The organism is Bradyrhizobium sp. AUGA SZCCT0283, assembly GCF_018130385.1.
In the GTDB taxonomy this organism is placed as follows: domain Bacteria; phylum Pseudomonadota; class Alphaproteobacteria; order Rhizobiales; family Xanthobacteraceae; genus Bradyrhizobium.
In genome coordinates this window covers 18,395-37,180 of record NZ_JAFCLU010000039.1, presented here as the reverse complement: position 1 = coordinate 37,180, position 18,786 = coordinate 18,395, and the positions used below count along the sequence as shown (strand labels likewise).

Sequence of the window (18,786 nt, the reverse complement as noted above, 5' to 3'; positions counted from 1 at the left end):
GGACATCTCTGCCTCCAGCATTCTCCTGCGGAACGACCACGGAGACATTTCATGATGACACGTCGTGATTTGTTGACTGCGTCAGCGGCCAGTGTCGCGTTCTCTGCTACTGGTGTCGTGCCGCGAGGCATCGCACAATCGCGCTTGAAAGCCGCGCACGTCCTGACGGGCTTCACGCCCGGCCTGCCTGACGCCGTGGCAAGGCTCATTGCCGGTCAGATGAAAGACTACGCGGATTCTATCGTCGTCGAGACCCGACCGGGTGCGAGCGGCCGTGTCGCGGCGGAGGCCGTGAAAGGATCTGCCGCCGACGGATCGGTCATTCTGTTCGCACCCCTTGGCTTCATGATGCTCTTTCCGCACGTCTACAAAACGCTCAGGTACGAGCCGCAGGATTTTACTCCGGTGTCGACGGCGGCCTCATTTCCGACCTTGCTGACGGTGGGTCGGAAGGTGCCTGGCCAGATAACAACCCTCGCCGACTTCATCACGTGGTGCCGCGCCAACCCAAAGGATGCTACCTACGGCACGGCGGGTGTTGGAAGCACGTTGCATTTCATCGGCGCGATGCTGGGCCGCGCGGCGCGCTTCGAATTTCTTCACGTGCCCTATCAAGGCGCAGCCGCAATTCAGGACGTCCTCAAAGGCGAGATTGCATCGGCAATTATGCCGCTCGGCAGTTCCTTGGGCCTCGTCAGATCCGGGGAGCTTCGTGCGCTGGCGACCACCGGTCCCCGCCGTAGCTCATTTCTTCCCGATGTGCCGACGATCGCGGAAACGGGTTATCCCACGCTCGAGGATCTCTCATGGTTTGGGTATTTCGTTCCGGCGAAGACACCGGCGGACATCGTCAAAAGGCTCAATAGTGCTATCCAGGAGGCCCTGCGCACCGACGAGGTAAAATCCGGCATGGCAAAATTATCAGTCGAGATCGACGCGATCTCCATGGACAGCTTTGCGCAGCTGATCGCATCCGAATCCGAACGGTGGAAAGCGATCGTGCGAGCAACAGGTTTCACCCCGACTGACTAAGGTCTCTTGGCTCCCCACGAAGCAAGCACTTCGGCCCTTTTTTCGAACCTGGTGCGTTCGGACCTACATGCTTGGAGTCGCGCCGCAGACAGATGTCCGCGCGTTCACGCCGCCACCACACGCGGGCCCGGTTCAACGGCATCCGAAGCCTCGCACGGCTTGCTCAGCATCGTCACCTCAAAGAAGCCGGCCGCCCTGAGCTGGTCGCACATCAGCGCGCGCGCGTCCTGCGCCATCGACGCTTCGGGCACCACGACGGCCCGCGCCTGTGAGGTCAGCAATTCGGCCGGCAGATCGGAGGCCGAGCCGGCATCCAGCAGCACATGGTCGTAGACCCGCAGCAGCGCGTCGATCGCAAGCGTCAGCCGCGGCGACTGAAGCTGCGCGCGATCGAAGCCGGGGCGTCCGGCGCCGACGAGATGAACGCGCGACAGCCGGTCCCTGGTGATGATTTGCGCGAACGACGCCTCGCCCTGCATGAGTTCGGCAAGCCCGGGCGCCGCCGGATCGACCGACACTGCGGGAATCGTCTGTGAGGATGCCACGAGATCGACGACCACGACTTTTGCCTGCTGCGCCATCAGCCGCGCCAGCGTCAGCGCGGTCAGCGTGATGCTCTCGCTCGATGCTGTACCGAGTACGGTCACCTTGCGCGCCGCGGTGCCAGCGCCAACCAGCGTATCCGCCACCTGCTCGATTTCACCGGATTCCACCACGGAATCCATCCGGGGGGCATCTATCGTGGGCTCAATCAGCACCGGCTCGGGGAAGTCGTCTGCTTCGACGGTTGGGGCAGCGGGAAGCTCGGGCGCGATCGCCGGCGCACGCACCGGCTCCGGCGGAGCAGCCAGGACGATTTCGGGCGCAATTTCGCGCACAACTTCCGGCGAAGCCGCACCGGGTCTCCGCGGCGCGGTCACGCGCAAGAGTTCGCCGGTCGCGATGGCACCTGAAGTGAGCAGCAAGGTCGCCAGCGTCGCGATCAGCACGATTGGCAGCTTCTTCGGATAGGCCGGGGTATTGGAAACGGAGGCGCGCGAGATGATTCGGCCGTCAGCCGGCGCCGCCTCGATGTTTTCGCGGGTGTTCGCCTCGCGGTATTTGGCGAGATAGGATTCCAGCAGATCACGCTGGGCCTTGGCTTCGCGCTCGAGTGCGCGGAGCTGCACGTCCTGGCCGTTGTTGGAGGAAGCCTGCTTCTTCAACTGGTCGAGGCTCGCCACCAGGCCATCGACCCGGCCGACCGCGAGGCGCGCGTCATTCTCGAGCGAGCGGGAGATCTTGCTCGCCTCCTCGCGCAACTGCCGATCGATATCGGCAAGCTGCGCCTTGAGTTCCTTGATGCGGGGATGACCACCGAGCAGCGTCGAGGACTGCTCGGCGAGCTGGGCGCGTAACGTCACCCGCTGCTCGGACATGCGTCGGATCGTTTCGGAATTGAGCACCTCGGAAGCTTCGATCGGCTTGCCGCTCTGCAGCATTTCCTTGATCAGCCGCGCCTTGGATTCGGCATCCGACTTCAGTGCGCGGGCGTTGTTCAACTGCGTGTTGATTTCGCCCATCTGCTGGTTCGACAGCGTGGTGTTGTTGGTACCGACGAACAGGCTCGACTTGGATCGGAATTCCTCGACGCGGGATTCGGCCTCGGCCACTTTCTTGCGCAGGTGCTCGATTTCACCGGACAGCCACTGGCTCGCAGACCTTGCCTGTTGCTGGCGCGCATCCTGCTGCAGCACCAGATAACCTTCCGCGATCGAGTTCGCGACGCGCGCGGCAAGTTCGGGATCGCGCGACTGGAATTCGACGACGATGACGCGGGATTTGTCGACCGCATAGGCGGTGAAGCGCTCGTAATAGGCTTCCAGCACGCGCTCTTCCGGCGTCAGCGAGAACGGGTCGCGTCCGATGCCGACCAGGGCCAGCAATGATTTCAGCGGCGAAGATCCCTGCAGCACCGGATCGAATTCGGGGCGCTCGGCGAGCTTGTTCTTCTTGATGATTTCGCGAGCGAGATCACGCGATTGCAACAGTTGCACCTGGCTCGTGACGGCTTCGGCGTCGAGCGGATTGCGCTCCTCGTTGCGCTCGCCGCTCGGCCGCAGGAACACGCTCTCGCGCCCATCGATCAGGATGCGCGCTTCAGACTTGTAGCGGGGCGTGATCATGTTGACCGCGGCCAGCGACGCTACCAGCGCCAGCACCGTCGGGACGATGATCCAGCTCCGCTTGCGCATCAGCGCATGACCGAGCGCCTGCAGATCGAGATCGCCGGATTCGGATGCGGCGACGGGCTTCGGGGCCGAAGGCGCAGGCCTAACCATCGCCCGTTGCACCACCGGCTTATCCTTGCCTGCACGCCAGAACGCCAAACGCATCGCACACTCCCGCGGACGCAACTGCTGGTCCACCCGAACCCGGCCGAGTACACTCCATTATGGTTGCCGCTGGGTTAATTTGACCGGTTTGCGCCCCGAGACGGCGTCCTGCATGTACTCGGTCATTTTTTGTTAACCATGAAAGCCCTTAATCGCGGGATACTTTTCCAGGATTCCCGTGATGCGAGGCGTGCTCGCCCCGATTCCATGTCTGGTTGCTGCGCTGGCGCTTGCGGGCTGCATGGGCCGGACTGCGCCGGTCGCGGTTACATCCGAAGGCAGTGCCGATTCCGTGGCGTACGGCACGCCCTCCCCCGCCGGCCCGGCCCCGATGGCGGCCGCCTATGCCGAGCCGGCGCCGGTCCGTCACGACGCGGCCTATCATCTCGATGCCGGCGACCGGCTGCGCGTCGTGGTCTACGGCCAGGAAGGCCTCACCAACACCTATGCGATCGACGCCGGCGGCGCGATCACGATGCCGCTGATCGGCGCGGTTCCGGCGCGCGACCGCACCACGGCGGGGCTTGCGACCGAGATATCGGCCAGGCTGCGCCGCGGTTTCATCCGCGAACCCTCCGTGGCCGTGGAAATCGAATCCTACCGGCCGTTCTTCATCCTCGGCGAAGTAGCCGCACCGGGCCAATATCCCTATGTACCCAACATGACCGTTGAAAGTGCCGTAGCCATTGCAGGCGGCTTCTCGCCACGCGCACGGCGCGACCGCGTCACGCTGACCCACACCGACGCATCAGGACCGGCGCGTTTCGTCGTGCCACCAGGCACCCCCCTCAGCCCCGGCGACACCGTGCTCGTCGGCGAGCGCTGGTTCTGATCATGCCTCTCGTTGACGGCCAGCCGCTTCGCATCCTGCACGCCACGCGCGCGCCTGTCGGCGGCATTTTCCGCCACATCCTCGATCTCGCCAACGGCCAGGCCGACCGCGGCCATCACGTCGGCATCATCGCCGACAGCCTCACCGGCGGCGAACGCGCCGAGCAGGCGCTGGCGGAAATCGCTCCCAAGCTCAAGCTCGGCGTCCACCGCACGGCCATTCGCCGTGAGCCGCTGCCGAGCGATTTTTTGGTGTGGGCCCGATTCCAGCGCATGATCCGTCAACTGAAGCCGGACGTGCTGCATGGGCACGGCGCCAAGGCCGGCGCCTACATGCGTCTCAAGACCGCCTCCCGCGACAGGATCCGGGTCTACACGCCGCATGGCGGCTCGCTGCACTATCCGCTGTCGACGCTGAAGGGCAACATCTATGCCCGCGTCGAACGCGCGCTGATGAACGATACCGACCTGTTCCTGTTCGAAAGCGCGTTTGCGCGCAACACCTATCAGCGCACCATCGGCACGCCGAAGGGACTGGTGCGATGCGTATTCAACGGCGTTACCGCCACTGAATTCGACGCGGTCGTGAAGGCCGAAGACGCCACCGACCTGACCTATGTCGGCGAGTTCCGGCACATCAAGGGCGCCGACCTCCTGATCGACGCGGTGGCGAAGCTGCGCGCCGGCGGCCGTCCGGTGACGCTCACGCTCGCCGGCGACGGCGAGGAAAGCGCAAGCCTCAAAGCCCAGGCGGAACAGCTCGGCCTTGGCGAGGCCGTGCGGTTCATCGGCCATGTCAAGGCGCGCTACGGCTTCTCCAAGGGCTCGCTTCTGGTGGTTCCCTCCCGCGGGGATTCAATGCCCTATGTCGTGATCGAGGCAGCCGCCGCAGGCATTCCGATGGTTGCCGCCAATATCGGCGGTATCCCCGAGATTTTCGGCCCGCACGGCGACGCCTTGTTCGCTCCCAGCAACGTAGCCGCCATGGCCGATGCGATCGAAGCTGCGCTCAAGGATCCGGCCGCAGCGCGCGAGCGGGCCAAATCGCTGCGCGAACGAATCTTCCAGCATTTTTCGCAGAAGGCGATGGTCGAGGGCGTCTTTGCCGGCTACCGCGATGCGTTTGCCAATCGTTAACCGTTCTTTACCAACGTAACCGTTTCTTCCGATTTGTCCCGTAAGCCGTTTGTGTGGGGAATTCCGCACCGGCAGGCACGTTCTTATGTGCATGCTCCAGAACGGACGTGGACCAGTGGAACCGATTAACGCACGCTCGATGTTCGACTCCGCGGCAACGGCCGCGAAGACTGCCACCGTCGATCGCCCGGTCGAACGGCGCCGCAGACTTACCCCGGCCGCCCTCGCCGTCAGCAACCAGAAAGTCGGCCGCGCCTACTCGCCGATCGTGATCGCGGGCGTGGTTCGCGTCATCGACTTCGCGATGCTGGGCGCGATCGGCATCGCGCTCTATTTCGCATATGTCGTCCCCCTCAGGGGCTTTTCCTGGGAATTTCTTGCGGCGATCTTCGGCGTGGCCGCAACGGCCGTGATCTGCTTCCAGGCCGCCGATATCTACCAGGTGCAGCTATTCCGCGGCCACCTCCGCCAGATGACCCGGATGATTTCATCCTGGGCGTTCGTGTTCCTGCTGTTCATCGGCGCATCCTTCATCGTCAAGCTCGGCAGCGAAATTTCGCGGCTCTGGCTCACGGCATTTTTCCTCAGCGGCATTGCGGCGCTGGTGACCGGGCGGGTGTTCCTGCGCTCACTGGTACGCAGCTGGGCCCGTCAGGGCCGGCTCGATCGCCGCACCATCATCGTGGGCGCGGACGAGAACGGCGAGCAGCTGGTCCAGGCGCTCAAGACCCAGGATGATTCCGACATCAAGGTGCTCGGCGTGTTCGACGACCGCAACGACGACCGCGCGATGGATACCTGCGCCGGCAGCCCCAAGCTCGGCAAGGTCGACGACATCGTCGAACTGGCGCGCCGCACCCGCATCGACCTCGTGCTGTTCGCGCTGCCGATCTCGGCCGAGACGCGCATTCTCGAGATGCTGAAGAAACTGTGGGTGTTGCCGGTCGATATCCGCCTGTCGGCCCATACCAACAAGCTGCGCTTCCGTCCCCGCTCCTATTCCTATCTCGGCGAGGTGCCGACGCTGGACGTGTTCGAGGCGCCGATCACCGACTGGGACCTGGTGATGAAGTGGCTGTTCGATCACGTCGTCGGCTTCGTGATCCTGGTGCTGGCGCTGCCGGTGATGGGACTGGTCGCGCTTGCGGTCAAGCTCGACAGCCCCGGGCCGGCGCTGTTCCGCCAGAAGCGGTTCGGCTTCAACAACGAGCGCATCGACGTCTTCAAGTTCCGCTCGATGTACCATCATCAGGCCGATCCGACCGCCTCCAAGGTCGTGACCAAAAACGATCCGCGCGTCACCCGCGTCGGACGCTTCATCCGCAAGACCAGCCTCGACGAACTGCCGCAGCTCTTCAACGTCGTGTTCAAGAGCAACCTCTCGCTGGTCGGTCCCCGTCCCCACGCCGTGCAAGGCAAGCTGCAGAGCCGGCTGTTCGACGAGGCCGTCGACGGCTATTTCGCACGCCACCGCGTCAAGCCTGGCATCACCGGCTGGGCGCAGATCAACGGCTGGCGCGGCGAGGTCGACACCGACGAGAAAATCCAGAAGCGCGTCGAGTTCGATCTCTATTACATCGAGAACTGGTCGGTGCTGTTCGACCTCTACATTCTGCTCAAGACACCGCTGGCGCTGATGACCAAGAACGAGAACGCGTATTGAGGTGGAGGAATATCGAACGTCATTGCGAGGAGCGATAGCGACGAAGCAATCCATCTATCCCCAAGTGGCACCATGGATTGCTTTGCGGAGCCTGTCATCGGGCGGCGCTTTGCGCCGACCCGTTGACTCGCAATGACGATCCAATTGTTCTGTTGAGTTGCGTGAGTGTGTAATGGCGTATGCGGCGACAGCCGGGGGCTCCCTACCATCGATGACGGCCGCGCCCGGCGTGCTTGCCCTGCAACGCGCGCTGGTCTGGCTGGTCGGTGCATCCGGCGCCATCGTCTTCATCGAACCCTCGCCCTATGAGCTGGCGACGCTGGCCGCCTCGCTGATCTTCTTCGCAACGGGGTTGCGGATGCGGTTGGTGTTCATGCCGCTGCTGCTGCTGCTGTTCCTGCTTAACCTCGGCTACAGCATCGCCGCGGTCGCGGTGATGGACCGCCCCAATGTTCCGAACTGGATCGCGACGTCCTGGTACATGGCGGTCACGGTCATCTTCTTCGCGATGGTGATCTCCGAGGACACCGCGGCGCGGCTCGACATGCTCCGCCGCGGCCTCATTGTCGGCGCCGTGATTGCGGCGCTCGCCGGCATCGCTGGCTATTTCAATCTCGTCCCCGGCGGGCGTGACCTGCTGACGCTGTACGACCGCGCCCGCGGCACCTTCAAGGACCCCAATGTGTACGGCGCGTTCCTGATCCTGCCGGCGCTGCTCGCCCTGCAAAGCGTCGTTTCGGACAGGTTCGGCAAGGCGTTCCGCAGCGCGATCGCCTTCGGCATCATATCGCTGGCAATCCTGCTGGCATTTTCACGCGCCGCGTGGGGCGTGCTGGTATTGACCTCCGCGTTGATGCTGGTGCTGATGGTGCTGACGAGCCGATCGCAGTCGCAGCGTTCGCGCATCATCGTGATGGCACTCGTTACCGTCGTGCTGGCGGCGGCGCTGATCGCGGTGCTGCTGTCGTTCGATTCGATCGCGCAGCTGTTCAAGCAGCGCGCCAGCTTCGACCAGAGCTATGACTCAGGCCGCTTCGGCCGTTTCGGCCGGCATATTCTCGGCGCCGAAATGGCGCTTGGGCTGCCGTTCGGCATCGGGCCGCTGCAGTTCAACCGCTACTTTCCCGAAGACACCCACAATTCCTACCTGAACGCGTTCATGTCGGGTGGCTGGCTCTCCGGTGTCTGCTATCCCGCGCTGGTCTTCATCACCGTGCTGATGAGCTTCCGCTATGTGTTCGTCCGCGTGCCCTGGCAGCCTGCCTTTCTGGCGGTCTTCGCCGCTTTCCTCGGCACTGTCGGCGAGAGCTTCATCATCGATACCGACCATTGGCGGCACTTCTGGATGATGCTGGGCGTGATGTGGGGCATGTTCGTTGCCGCCGAACGCTGGAAGGCGGACGCCAATCCCGCCCTTACGGTGCCTGCGAAAGCTTCGTAGCATCCACCCACGATCGTCATCTGAACGGTCGGCGCGCGGAGCCTGTCATCGGGCGCGCGTTCGCGCGACCCGTCGGCTTTGCCCATCCTACGATTCTGCGACTACTTCTCCACCGTGAACGTCAATCCGGCGTGATCGACCAGGCGCTTGATCAGCTTGTGCTGCATCGCCGCCCCCGGCGTCCAGATTCCCGCCGGCACATCAGGCGTATCGCGCAGCAGGCAGATGGCGCATTCCGAGATCATCTTTGACGTCGACCCGTAGCCGGGATCGCGGTCGCCCTTCACGGATGCGCGGACCTGACGGCCATCGGGTGCGATGGCGACGTAGAGCAGATCATAGAGGCCGTTCTCGCGCTCTTGCTTCGACGGCCCTTCGCCCGGCTTGGGTGCACCGGGGCCAGTCTTTTCGGTGTTAGCGGCCATCACGAGCTTGGCGTTGGCCTCGCCCTTCTCGCCAGCACCCGTCAGCACCATTTCGTCGTAGACGAACTCCTTCCCGTACGGAAAGCCCATCAGCATGTTCGAGCGATGGATGTTGCGCGTGTTGATGAGCGCCATCATGAACGGCGCCGCCCAGGACTGCAGGTCTTCCTCGTAGGCCGGCTTGCTGCCCGGCGGCTGTTTCGGCCCCTTGAACCCGGGCGTCAGCGCGAACGGATCCTTGAGGGTCGCGACGAGGCTGAGATCCTTGGCAACTGCGTCGAAGGTCGCCTTGGCGCTCGCGGCGGTGCCGCCGGACAGGGTGCCGCGCATGTCGCGCACGCGGCCCTTGACGCGCAAAGCCGGCGCGCCGAACACCCGCTTGGCTTCCTCCTGCACAAAGAAGGCGCCGAGTTCGAACGGCACCGAGTCGAACCCGCATGAAAACACGATGCGCGCGCCGCTCGCCTTCGCCGCTGTTTCATGCTTGTCGATCATCTCCCGCATCCACAGCGGCTCGCCGCAAAGATCGAAATAATCGGTACCCGAAGCCACGCAGGCGGCAAGCAGTTCGTTGCCGTAAAACTGATACGGGCCGACGGTCGAGATGACCGACTTGGCCTGCTCAACCATCGCCTTCAGCGACGCCGGATCAGCCGCGTCGGCCACGATCAGCGGCGTATCGGCGGGCGCACCAATTGCATCCCGGACCGCGGCAAGCTTGTCCTTGCTGCGACCGGCCATCGCCCATTTCAGACTGGCGTCGCCCTTGTAGTGCGCGGCGAGATATTCGGCGACGAGCTGCCCGGTGAAGCCGGTGGCGCCGTAGACGACGATGTCGAATTTCGACGAAGACATGTTGCGGAGTTCCTTAAGATGAATTCTCGGGCGTTCTTGTCATTGCGAGCCAAGCGAAGCAATCCATAAAATGGCCCCGCTGCAGCAGTACGGATTGCTTCGTCGCTATCGCTCCTCGCAATGACGTGGCTATTTCTTCGCGTATGACACGCCCATGCCGGCGCGCACGTCGGCCTGGATGCCATAGGGCGCAATCGGATAGCGCAGGCCGTTCTTCGCCAATTGCTTCATGCCGACGATGGCCTTGGCAAGATGCTCAGGCTTGAGCGCCATCAGCATCTCTTCGTCGGGCACGCCGCCATAGCGCCGCTCGGCAAAGCACGGCAACGAGAGCGACGGCTCTCCGGTCTTGAGCGCCCTGCCCCAGGAATCCGCGCACGCGGTCTCGCCGACCACGCCCCATTCGAATTTCTTGTAGCCGGTATATTGCAGGCCGTTGATGAGAATGATCATCTGGCCGGGCGTGGCGTAGACCAGACAAATATCCGGCGGATTGAGCCGGCCGCTGGTGAGCGGGCTCACCGCCATCGCCTGATACTGGCCGTAGGGCACGACGTCGAGCGCTTCCTGGCGCTTGCGCGCGTCCTCGGCCGTGCCATGCCAGACGCCAACATAGTTTTCGCCGGCGAGAAACTTTTCGTCCTGCGGCGCCAGTCCAATCACTGCGCGGCACTGCGCGCCGACGAGATCGTCGCCCGTGATGCCCACGGTCCAGCCGAGCCGCGAGGCCATACTGACGATCTGGTCGGTGGTATGCACCGCCGAGGGACGCCGGATCTTCGGGATCGCGGTCATCTCCTCGACGCGGGCAAACATCTTGATGCCGATCACGGTCGTCTTCAGCCGAAGCAGGCTGTTCAGGTCGGCGACCATGCCGGCCAAATCGAGCGCTTCCGGCGGCGTTTGCTGTTGCATGGCAAAACTCCCAATCGGCGCGCTGAACAAGCGCCTTGCGTGATTGTAGCCCGGCTGGATGGGGGGTGCGACCTCTTACTTCGGCGCCGGCCCCGGCAACAATTCATCGATCTTGCCGGTGAGCCGGTATGCAATGAGGCCCATCCATTCGCGCACCGCGAGGTCGGTCCGCGCCAGCCCTTCGATGGCGACGTTTGAAAGCGTCATCAGGTCGTCGCCTCCGCCGACCCGCCAATCGACGGGATAGGGCTCGACCGCAAACCCCGCTTTTCGAAACAAGCCGACCGATCGCGGCATATGAAAGGCCGAGGTCACCAGCAACCATCGTTCGCCGTCCTTCGGCTTAACCAGCGCCTTGGAGAATTCGGCGTTCTCCTGCGTGTTGCGCGATCGCCGTTCCATGATCAGCCGCGATTTGTCGACGCCGAGGCTTTCGAAGATAGTGCCCGCGAAATCGGCTTCCCTGGCATCGTTCGAGACGAGGTTCGCGCTGCCGCCGGAAAAAACTACGCGCGCGTTCGGATATCGCCTCGCCAGCGCGGCGGCCGCGATGATCCGGTCCGGCGCGCCTCGAACCACCGGCGTCCCATGCGCCAGGGAGAGATCGGCTTCGATCGACGCCCCCAGCACGATGATGCCATCAGGCGCGCCGTGAGCGGCGTCCCATGACGGAAAGCGCTGCTCCAGGGGATAGAGCAAAGCTTTTCCGAGTGGCGACAGCCCGCAGATCACGAGAAGCAGCACGGCCGCCATCACGAGCTTGCGGCCGAGCGATGCAAAGCGCGTCACCATCAGAATGGCGCCGACGAAACCGATAGCGATCAGGAAATTCGTCGGCAACAGCAGGTAGCCGAGCGTTTTGGACAGGACAAAAAACAAGGGAAGCCTCTGACAATGTCTGGTACAGCGTCATACGATGCCATTGCAGCAACCAAAAGCCCTCCTCATGCCCCATCATCACCTGCATTCCAGCCCCGAAACCTGCCACTGGGGCTTCTTCGAAGCCAAATTGAAGCCCGTCTTGACCATCGCCAGCGGCGACGAAGTCACCATCGACACCGTGACCGGCGGCCCGGACGTGGTGCCGGACCGCAGCAAGTTTCACGTCCCTCCCGAGCTTGCCGACATTCACGCCCGCAGCGAGCGCATGGTGCCGGGCCACATTCTCACCGGCCCGGTTGCGGTTGCCGGCGCCGAGCCCGGCGACGTGCTCGAGGTCGCCATCCTCGACGTCCAGCTCCGGCAGGACTGGGGTTACAATCTGATCCGTCCGCTGGCGGGCACCCTGCCCGACGATTTCCACGAGACGCGGATCCTGAACATTCCGCTCGATCGTGAACGCATGGTGGGCCGGATGCCGTGGGGGCTCGACCTGCCGCTTAAGCCGTTCTTCGGCGTGATGGGCGTGGCGCCTCCACCCGCCTGGGGCCGCATCACCTCGCTGATCCCGCGCGCGATGGGCGGCAACCTCGACAACAAGGAACTGGGCGCCGGCGCTAAATTGTATCTGCCGGTATTCGTGCCGGGGGCGCTGTTCTCCTGCGGCGACGGCCACGGCGTGCAGGGCGATGGCGAAGTCTGCGTCACCGCGATCGAGACCGCGCTGCAGGGCCGCTTTCGGCTGACGCTGCGCAAGGATCTGCGGCTTGATTATCCCCGCGCGGAAACGGCTGATCATTACATGACGATGGCGATGGATCCCGATCTCGATCAATGCGTGGTGCGCGCGCTGCGCGACATGATCGTGCTGCTCGGCGAGAAGCGCAATCTCTCGCGCGAGGACGCCTACACGCTGTGCAGCCTCGCCGCCGATTTGCGCGTCACGCAGACCGTCAACGGCTCCAAGGGCATTCACTGCATGATCGCGAAGACGGTCGTGCACGGCTGACGCCGCGTTCAGAACTCCGAACGCAACTGCAGCCTGGCGTGAAACACCACGCTGGTCTTTCCGACCAGCGCCGTTCCATTCACTTCCGCCGCGTCGGCGGAATAGGCGCCGGTAAAGCCGCAGGCGACTTCGCGCCCGCCGAACAGCGGCCGGCTGCCGACCGACTTCGTGTGCTCGTTGGTGATCAATTCGCCGCGCCATTTGCCGCGATCGGCGCGATAGGAGCCCGTGTAATAGAAATATGAGTCGCCGCCGGCGATCTTGCCGTCGTGCAGCACGATCACGCCGTTGGCGCGGCCGTGTCCGCCGTCCGTCATCTCGATCTGAATGGTGTAGAGACCGTTCGTTACCGTCATTGCGCCCTTGCCGCCGTCCCCGGACATCATCGGCATTCCCTGCAGCGCGAGGCAATCAAGAAATTGACGCACGGCTGGATCGTTTCGCCGCGGCAGTGAATGCGGCCGAGCACCGCCGGGAGCTCCGCGCACGACGTGCGCAGCCAATCCACAGACCCACCCTTGGATTTTTAACCGCTTTTTCAAATGGATAGGAAGCTATCCACAAGTCGTTTGACTCATGTGTGCAAAACTAAATAGAGTCTAAATAGTAACTTTTCAGTACATCGTTTAAAAGTTAGCGTTCTCCATGGCTACAGAAAAAGCCGAAACCGACCGCGTTCCCGTTACGTTGGCGCTCTCGACCATCAACTATCTCGAAAGACTGGTGAGACAGGGCACCCACGGCACCAGCGTTCCCGGCGTCGCAAGGACTTTGATCGAGGAAGGCATTCGGCTCGCCATCAAGGACGGGCTGCTTGCGATCCGCGACAACGGAAAGGCGTCCTGACGGGAATTTTCGGAACGCGGCGGTTCACACAGAATGTGGAACCGAGAAACATGCTTACGAATGTACCGACCTGGACTACCGATCGCATCGAATTGCTGAAGAGTCATTTTGAAGCCGGCCTCACCTGCCGCGAGATCGCAGCCAGCATCGGCGTCAGTCGCAACGCAGTGATCGGCAAACTTGCCCGCCTCCAGTTGACGCGCGGCCCGGCCCGTGCCGAACCGCGTCCGACCAAGGCCGCCCGAGAGCGCACCAGGAAATCCGTTCCCCGGCTGCAGTATCAAATCCTGCAGGCCGTCTACGAAAACGCACAGCCACTCCAGGAGGAGCCGATCGCAAGCGAACGCCGCTGCTCGCTATTCGAACTCAGCAACAAACGGTGCCGTTGGCCGATCAGCACGCCCGGCGCCGAGGATTTTTGCTTTTGCGGCAACACGCCGGTGGAAGGCATGCCCTATTGCCCAGGCCACCACCGCCTCGCCTATCGTCCGGGCTCGCGCCAGCGCGTTGTGCGCGGATAAGGCAATCGCGCTTTCGGCAAGGCCTCGCGAGAAAACGCGTCAACAAAGAGGAGCCGCGGTTCTGATTCAAAAATCAGAACCGCGAGACTCTATCCGAGCCGCCAGCCGACCTCTTCCGTAAAGCTCTTGTAGAACTCCGGCGTGTAGGCCTTTTCCGGGGTCTGCCGCACCCGCTCGTCGAGCTTGTGGGCGTCGTCGCCGACGAGAATGCGCCAGCGCTCGGCCTTGACGCCGTCGAGGATGATCTTTGCTGCGGCCGCCGCCGTGGTCGGCGCCTCGTCGCGGAAGGTGCGCGCGCGGTCGAGTGCGATCTTCTGGATGTCATCGTCCGACATCGGCGCGGTATCGATGCCCATGCCCTTCAGGCGCTGCCGCGTGGCCAGGATTTCATTCGGGCTCAGTTCTTCGGATTCCGATCCGCTTTGGATCTTGCGCGAATTGGAAACGATCGAGGTGCCGATATGCCCGGGCATCACGACAGAGCATTTGATGTGCGGCGCGTTGAGCCGCAGGTCCGTCATCAGCGCTTCGGTAAACCCTTTCACCGCGAACTTGGCGGCGCTGTAGGCGGTGTGCGACGCACCCAATCCCACGGACGCCCAGAAGCCATTGACGCTCGATGTGTTGACGATGTGGGCCTCGTCCGCCTTCATCATCAACGGCAGGAAGGTGCGGACGCCGAGATAAACGCCGCCCCAGCAGATGTTGAAGGTGCGCTCCCACTGCTCGCGCGTGTTGGTGAACAGGCTGCCGCCGCCGCCAATGCCGGCATTGTTGAACAACAGATGGATATTGTCGGTCGCCTGCTGTTCGATCAGCTCATCGCGAAAACGCTGGAGATGGTTCTCGATCGAGACGTCGGCGACATGCGTGGTGACGCGCAGCCCCTGCGGCAACTTTTCCGCCTCGCACAGCCGCTTGGTCTCGGCCATCGCCTCCGGGGAAACGTCGCACATCGCGACATTGCAGCCTTCGGCCACGAGCTGGCGCGCGAGTTCGCGGCCCATGCCCGTGCCGCCTCCGGTGATCACGGCAAACTTTCCGGCAAAATCCTTCATTGAGATCGCTACCTCGGCTTTTTTGAGTTGGAGCCCTCATGGAAACGGAGCCCGTGCCAACAGGCACAGTAACAGCTCGCGACTGCCGGTAAAGCCGCCCGTGCGAAAGGCGGGTTCGAAGTCTCGCGGACGTTTTCGTGCGGCGGAATTTACGGCCGCCTCGCGAGAGCTACCCAGCGCGCCCAATCCTTCCAGCGCTTTTCCGGATGGCGGCCTGCTGCACGGGCGAAGCTTCCGGCATCGGTGCGCGAGAGAATATCGTTGGCTGCCCTGCAGCGACTGCGCGTCGCGCGTGCACGCCGGCATAGCTGGCGAACAGTTTCAGATCGCCCGCGCTCTGCTTGACGCCGACGACCCGCGGCACCTCGTTCATGATGCGGGTCAGCAGCGCCGTATCGGAAACGCCGCGTGAACCGGTTGTCGATCAAAACGGGCCCGGCGCTCGCAGCTCGCAATATTTCATCGCCCGGACGTCAACGCTTGCAGATATCGCGGGTCTCTTTCTCCTCACGCATGATCCGCATGATCTCGGGCGCGGTGAAGCTGCCGAAATCAGCAGCAACAAGCGTGCCATAGCGCCGGTGGTTCTTGAGTGCGTTCAACAATTTATCGCTGAAATTTTCGATGACGCTTGCGTCGCCACCTGCGATCGGCGACTTGGACGCTTCCGCCTGCTTTGCGAAAGCAAAGAACTTCGTGGTGGCCTCGACCATCGCCGCACGGTTATCGGGGTCGCAGAGTTCGCGATCGTCCTGCGCATAAATGCAGCTCGCCAACTCTCCCCATTTGATAGCCGAAAGAACCGTCCGGAATCCGGATCTCGGATCATCTGGCTTGCCAGCCAGGGCGGCAACGCTCGCCTGCATGCTGCCGGCCTTCAGGATGAAATATGCAGCACTTGGCTCCATCTTCGTCGCGTCCGGACCGACGTCCACTACGCGGAAAATGCAGCTCCGCACGACCGGCGCGACCTCCGGCCGGCCGAGGCGATTGGCGTCGGCGAACAACGAAACACTGGGCCCGACCGAGACGAAACTTGACATCGCGCTCGATATTTGCGGCGCCCAGATCCACGCGCCGACCATGAGGAAGCCGCCGACGAAAGCCAGGATAAGGGTGAGAAGCTGACGGATCAATTTTCAAGCTCCCGCTGCTAGGCCCTGGGACAGTTGTCGGTCGTGCCCTTGTACCGGTCGAGCAACGGCTTCATTGCCGCTGGGACGGTCCAGCCGAAATCAGCCTTGATCAGGCGGCCATTGCCGGTGACCTGCATCAAGGCCGCGTTGATCGCCCGGTTGCGAGGGCTGTCCCAGAGATTCCTGACCGTGGACATCTCGGATTCGCCATATCGCTTGGCGGTATTCATCATTTCATCGAACGTCGCGAAATAGCGGTTGATGTAATCGATGATGTAGGCGCGATTGTTCCGCTCGCAGATTGCGTTCGGATGGGTGACGAGATAGCAGTTCAGCGCCGCCGTCATCTCTTTCGCCCGGTTGAGGTCTCGCCAGTCGACACGATGTTCGTTGCTCGTGAGCTTTGGCAGCAACTCATCGCGCTCGGGGCTTTCAAGCGCGGGATAACAGGCTTCGCGTATCTTGGCCTCTTTCCATTCGCCCATACGTTGTCCGCCCGGCAGGTAGTCCCCGGTGTGGCCGAGGACGAAGTAGTTGATCAGGTTTACGCCCAGAAAAATGCCACCCAAAACAAAGGCCGCACGCATCAAGAGATTCATGGCTCAACGCCCAATAACGGTTGTATCGGGATATCTATAACACCCAGAGTATGCCGGGAACGTTAATCGCGGATCGATGCGTGGGTGGGGTTAAGGCGAACTTACCGGGCCGGCGGCGCGGCGCGGCCGTTCTCGGGACTGTCCTTGCCGTTTGGTTTCTCGGGATCTAGCGGCGCTCAAAGCCGCCATCAAAATCATTCAACGAATGGTCGGCGCGAAGCAGAATTCTGGACCGCGCAGCGATTCAATGACCGGCCTTGTTGGATCGCAGCACGATCCCGCCCCACAGCCGGTCATTGAAGATACTTAAAAATCCCCTAAAAATGCGAGAGCGTTGATCCGACTGCCGTGAAGTTGCATGGCGAGATCAATACTCCTTTCACAGTCGCGCACTATTTGTGGGTTCTCAATGAATCGGGGACTCGCATGGTTGAGGATGCTGCCAACTTTGTGGCTTCGTCGTACGGCGTTCGCAACGTTGCGCGCAAGTTTGGCGCTACGGCTCGAAAAGCCTGCGTAAACTCACCAAATCGGGTCGCGATGTCCCGGGATCGCGCGGTTTCGGCCGCGCTCCATCGATGACTTTCCCACCGGTCGCGCCGACGGACGCCTCACCGAATATGTCCTCGTTCGATCCGCGGCTGGAGAGCTTGCGGGGCCTCGCGGCGCTGCTGGTGTGCCTGCACCACGGAATGAGCGTGTTCGCTGACAATGCGCGCCTTATTGTCATGGACGCGCTGCTGTTTGCGTTCAATTCGGCGGCGGCGGTAATCTTCTTTTTCGTGCTGAGCGGCTACGTGCTCGGTCGCGGGTTGGAGCGCGACGGCGCATTCGTGGCCTACCTGGTACGGCGGCTGTTCCGATTGCTCCCACCCTTCGTGGTCGTGGTGCTGTTCACCTTCGCCTGCGAGCGGCTCTTCCGTATCGATCCCGCACCGTCCGGCTTGATGCCGGGCTTCCAGCGCATGTTCTGGCCGCAGCCGACCTGGGATGCGCTGTGGGATAACCTGCTCCTCAGCTCCTTCAAGGTGAACGGTCCGACATGGACGCTCTTTACGGAACTGCTGGGCGCCCTGATGCTGCCATTTGTCGTCGCTGCGCACGTCAGAATCGTGCCGCAGTGGCGCTGGGCGCTGTTCGTCGCGATCGCGACGCTGCTCGCAATCAGCCTTTATCACACGCTGTTGTGGTTCTATTGCGGCTACTTTCTCGCCAAGGAGATTGGCACGTTGCTGGCGGGACGGCGGCGGCTTGCCGCAATCACGTTCGTCGTCGGCCTGATCGGCCTCGCGATGGCCGCCACCAACAGCGAATTCTATGCGGTCGGCATCGTGATCCCGTCAGCGATCGCAGCGGCGCTGATGATAGGCTCGGTGGCGGCATCGCGCGAGCTGCTGCAGTGGACGACGGTCGCGCCGTTGCGGTTCCTCGGACGAATCTCCTACAGCCTCTACCTGGTGCACTGGCCGATCTTCTACGTCTGCGCCTTGCTCGCCATTATGTGTCGCCCGATCTTGCCGACCCATATCTGGGGGAATCTGGTCGTGACGGTGACGTCCGTGATCGTCGCGGTTGGCCTCGCCGCGCTGTCATATCGATTTGTCGAAGCGCCGTCGATCAGAGCGGGCAAGTCGATGGCGCGTGCCCTGACGCAGACATGGACGAGGATTTGGCGACCGCAAGCCGAGGCGGGTTAGAGCGACGCCTGGGCTCCAGCTCGGGCCGGGAATCGGCCACAGGGCGCGACTCCCGCGCGCGTTGAACCTTTGACCTCCGCCCAACGACCTACTGACCAGAGGCAGTATCGATCCAAAGGAGACCGCCGTGAGCCAGTGGCGCGATAGCATGGTCGATCGACCGGAAACCGATGGTGCGGCTTACCTGACCGGCTGGACCATCAGCGGCGTAGCTGTGCTTGCGGCCATCGTGGCCGTCTGGGCGCTCGGCATCTAGCGGACGTCCGCCAACGCCCATCTATTTTATGAGTTCACGCCCTAAACACTGATCGGCCGGTGTTAGGCAGAGGTTGGCGACTATCTGTCAAAAGCGAGCGGAGGCGCTGCC

18 protein-coding genes are annotated in these 18,786 nt (G+C 62.8%); 10 read left to right on the top strand and 8 right to left on the bottom strand.

Annotated elements, in window-relative coordinates:
• The first annotated feature begins 51 nt into the window (after positions 1-51).
• The gene (locus JQ624_RS33225) at positions 52-1,032 is read left to right on the top strand and encodes a tripartite tricarboxylate transporter substrate binding protein (protein ID WP_212423115.1); all 981 of its coding nucleotides are present in this window, start codon (positions 52-54) and stop codon (positions 1,030-1,032) included.
• Between the two features lie 104 nt (positions 1,033-1,136).
• Here the strand turns inward: JQ624_RS33225 and JQ624_RS33220 are convergent, their stop codons facing one another.
• Positions 1,137-3,407: an exopolysaccharide transport family protein gene (locus tag JQ624_RS33220; protein ID WP_212423114.1), complete on the bottom strand. Its 2,271-nt coding sequence runs from the start codon at positions 3,405-3,407 to the stop codon at positions 1,137-1,139.
• Positions 3,408-3,588: 181 nt separating this feature from the next.
• Between JQ624_RS33220 and JQ624_RS33215 the strand changes: the two genes are divergently transcribed.
• From JQ624_RS33215 to JQ624_RS33200, 4 genes are all read left to right on the top strand, one after another.
• Complete coding sequence (locus JQ624_RS33215; protein WP_212423113.1) at positions 3,589-4,239, top strand: polysaccharide biosynthesis/export family protein; 651 nt, start codon at positions 3,589-3,591, stop codon at positions 4,237-4,239.
• A 2-nt stretch (positions 4,240-4,241) separates the two neighbouring features.
• Positions 4,242-5,375, top strand: coding sequence for a glycosyltransferase family 4 protein (locus JQ624_RS33210; RefSeq protein WP_212423112.1), 1,134 nt, complete (start codon positions 4,242-4,244; stop codon positions 5,373-5,375).
• 115 nt (positions 5,376-5,490) lie between these two features.
• Positions 5,491-7,038, top strand: a complete 1,548-nt coding sequence (locus JQ624_RS33205) for an undecaprenyl-phosphate glucose phosphotransferase (RefSeq protein WP_212423111.1) — start codon at positions 5,491-5,493, stop codon at positions 7,036-7,038.
• A gap of 172 nt (positions 7,039-7,210) precedes the next feature.
• Positions 7,211-8,479 carry an O-antigen ligase gene (locus tag JQ624_RS33200; RefSeq protein ID WP_212423110.1) on the top strand — a complete coding sequence of 423 codons (1,269 nt, stop codon included), beginning with the start codon at positions 7,211-7,213 and terminating at the stop codon, positions 8,477-8,479.
• A gap of 101 nt (positions 8,480-8,580) precedes the next feature.
• Here JQ624_RS33200 and JQ624_RS33195 read toward each other — a convergent pair whose 3' ends face one another.
• From JQ624_RS33195 to JQ624_RS33185, 3 genes are all read right to left on the bottom strand, one after another.
• Positions 8,581-9,759, bottom strand: a complete 1,179-nt coding sequence (locus tag JQ624_RS33195) for a trans-acting enoyl reductase family protein (protein ID WP_212423109.1) — start codon at positions 9,757-9,759, stop codon at positions 8,581-8,583.
• 129 nt (positions 9,760-9,888) lie between these two features.
• Positions 9,889-10,674 (bottom strand): DUF169 domain-containing protein, encoded by a 786-nt coding sequence (locus JQ624_RS33190; protein WP_212423108.1) that lies wholly within the window; start codon positions 10,672-10,674, stop codon positions 9,889-9,891.
• A 75-nt stretch (positions 10,675-10,749) separates the two neighbouring features.
• The gene (locus JQ624_RS33185; protein WP_212423107.1) at positions 10,750-11,553 is read right to left on the bottom strand and encodes a YdcF family protein; all 804 of its coding nucleotides are present in this window, start codon (positions 11,551-11,553) and stop codon (positions 10,750-10,752) included.
• Positions 11,554-11,620: 67 nt separating this feature from the next.
• On the opposite strand from JQ624_RS33185, the gene JQ624_RS33180 reads away from it, so the two are divergent.
• Positions 11,621-12,562, top strand: coding sequence for an acetamidase/formamidase family protein (locus JQ624_RS33180; RefSeq protein ID WP_212423106.1), 942 nt, complete (start codon positions 11,621-11,623; stop codon positions 12,560-12,562).
• A gap of 8 nt (positions 12,563-12,570) precedes the next feature.
• On the opposite strand, the gene JQ624_RS33175 is transcribed toward JQ624_RS33180, so the two are convergent.
• On the bottom strand, positions 12,571-12,990 hold the full coding sequence (locus JQ624_RS33175; RefSeq protein ID WP_312014532.1) for a GrlR family regulatory protein: 420 nt from the start codon (positions 12,988-12,990) through the stop codon (positions 12,571-12,573).
• A 217-nt stretch (positions 12,991-13,207) separates the two neighbouring features.
• Between JQ624_RS33175 and JQ624_RS33170 the strand changes: the two genes are divergently transcribed.
• Entirely contained in the window at positions 13,208-13,408 is a 201-nt protein-coding gene (locus JQ624_RS33170) for a hypothetical protein (protein WP_057839093.1), read from the top strand.
• A gap of 50 nt (positions 13,409-13,458) precedes the next feature.
• Positions 13,459-13,929, top strand: a complete 471-nt coding sequence (locus JQ624_RS33165) for a GcrA family cell cycle regulator (RefSeq protein ID WP_212423105.1) — start codon at positions 13,459-13,461, stop codon at positions 13,927-13,929.
• A gap of 89 nt (positions 13,930-14,018) precedes the next feature.
• Here the strand turns inward: JQ624_RS33165 and JQ624_RS33160 are convergent, their stop codons facing one another.
• The 3 genes from JQ624_RS33160 to JQ624_RS33150 form a co-directional block, all read right to left on the bottom strand.
• Complete coding sequence (locus JQ624_RS33160) at positions 14,019-14,987, bottom strand: SDR family oxidoreductase (protein ID WP_212423104.1); 969 nt, start codon at positions 14,985-14,987, stop codon at positions 14,019-14,021.
• Positions 14,988-15,460: 473 nt separating this feature from the next.
• On the bottom strand, positions 15,461-15,994 hold the full coding sequence (locus JQ624_RS33155) for a hypothetical protein (protein WP_212423103.1): 534 nt from the start codon (positions 15,992-15,994) through the stop codon (positions 15,461-15,463).
• A gap of 146 nt (positions 15,995-16,140) precedes the next feature.
• Positions 16,141-16,713: a hypothetical protein gene (locus JQ624_RS33150; RefSeq protein WP_212423102.1), complete on the bottom strand. Its 573-nt coding sequence runs from the start codon at positions 16,711-16,713 to the stop codon at positions 16,141-16,143.
• A gap of 629 nt (positions 16,714-17,342) precedes the next feature.
• Between JQ624_RS33150 and JQ624_RS33145 the strand changes: the two genes are divergently transcribed.
• Both JQ624_RS33145 and JQ624_RS39420 read left to right on the top strand, forming a co-directional pair.
• A complete protein-coding gene (locus JQ624_RS33145; RefSeq protein WP_212423101.1) occupies positions 17,343-18,419 on the top strand; it encodes an acyltransferase in 1,077 nt (358 codons plus the stop codon).
• A 127-nt stretch (positions 18,420-18,546) separates the two neighbouring features.
• A complete protein-coding gene (locus JQ624_RS39420) occupies positions 18,547-18,675 on the top strand; it encodes a hypothetical protein (protein ID WP_283816993.1) in 129 nt (42 codons plus the stop codon).
• Positions 18,676-18,786 lie beyond the last annotated feature (111 nt).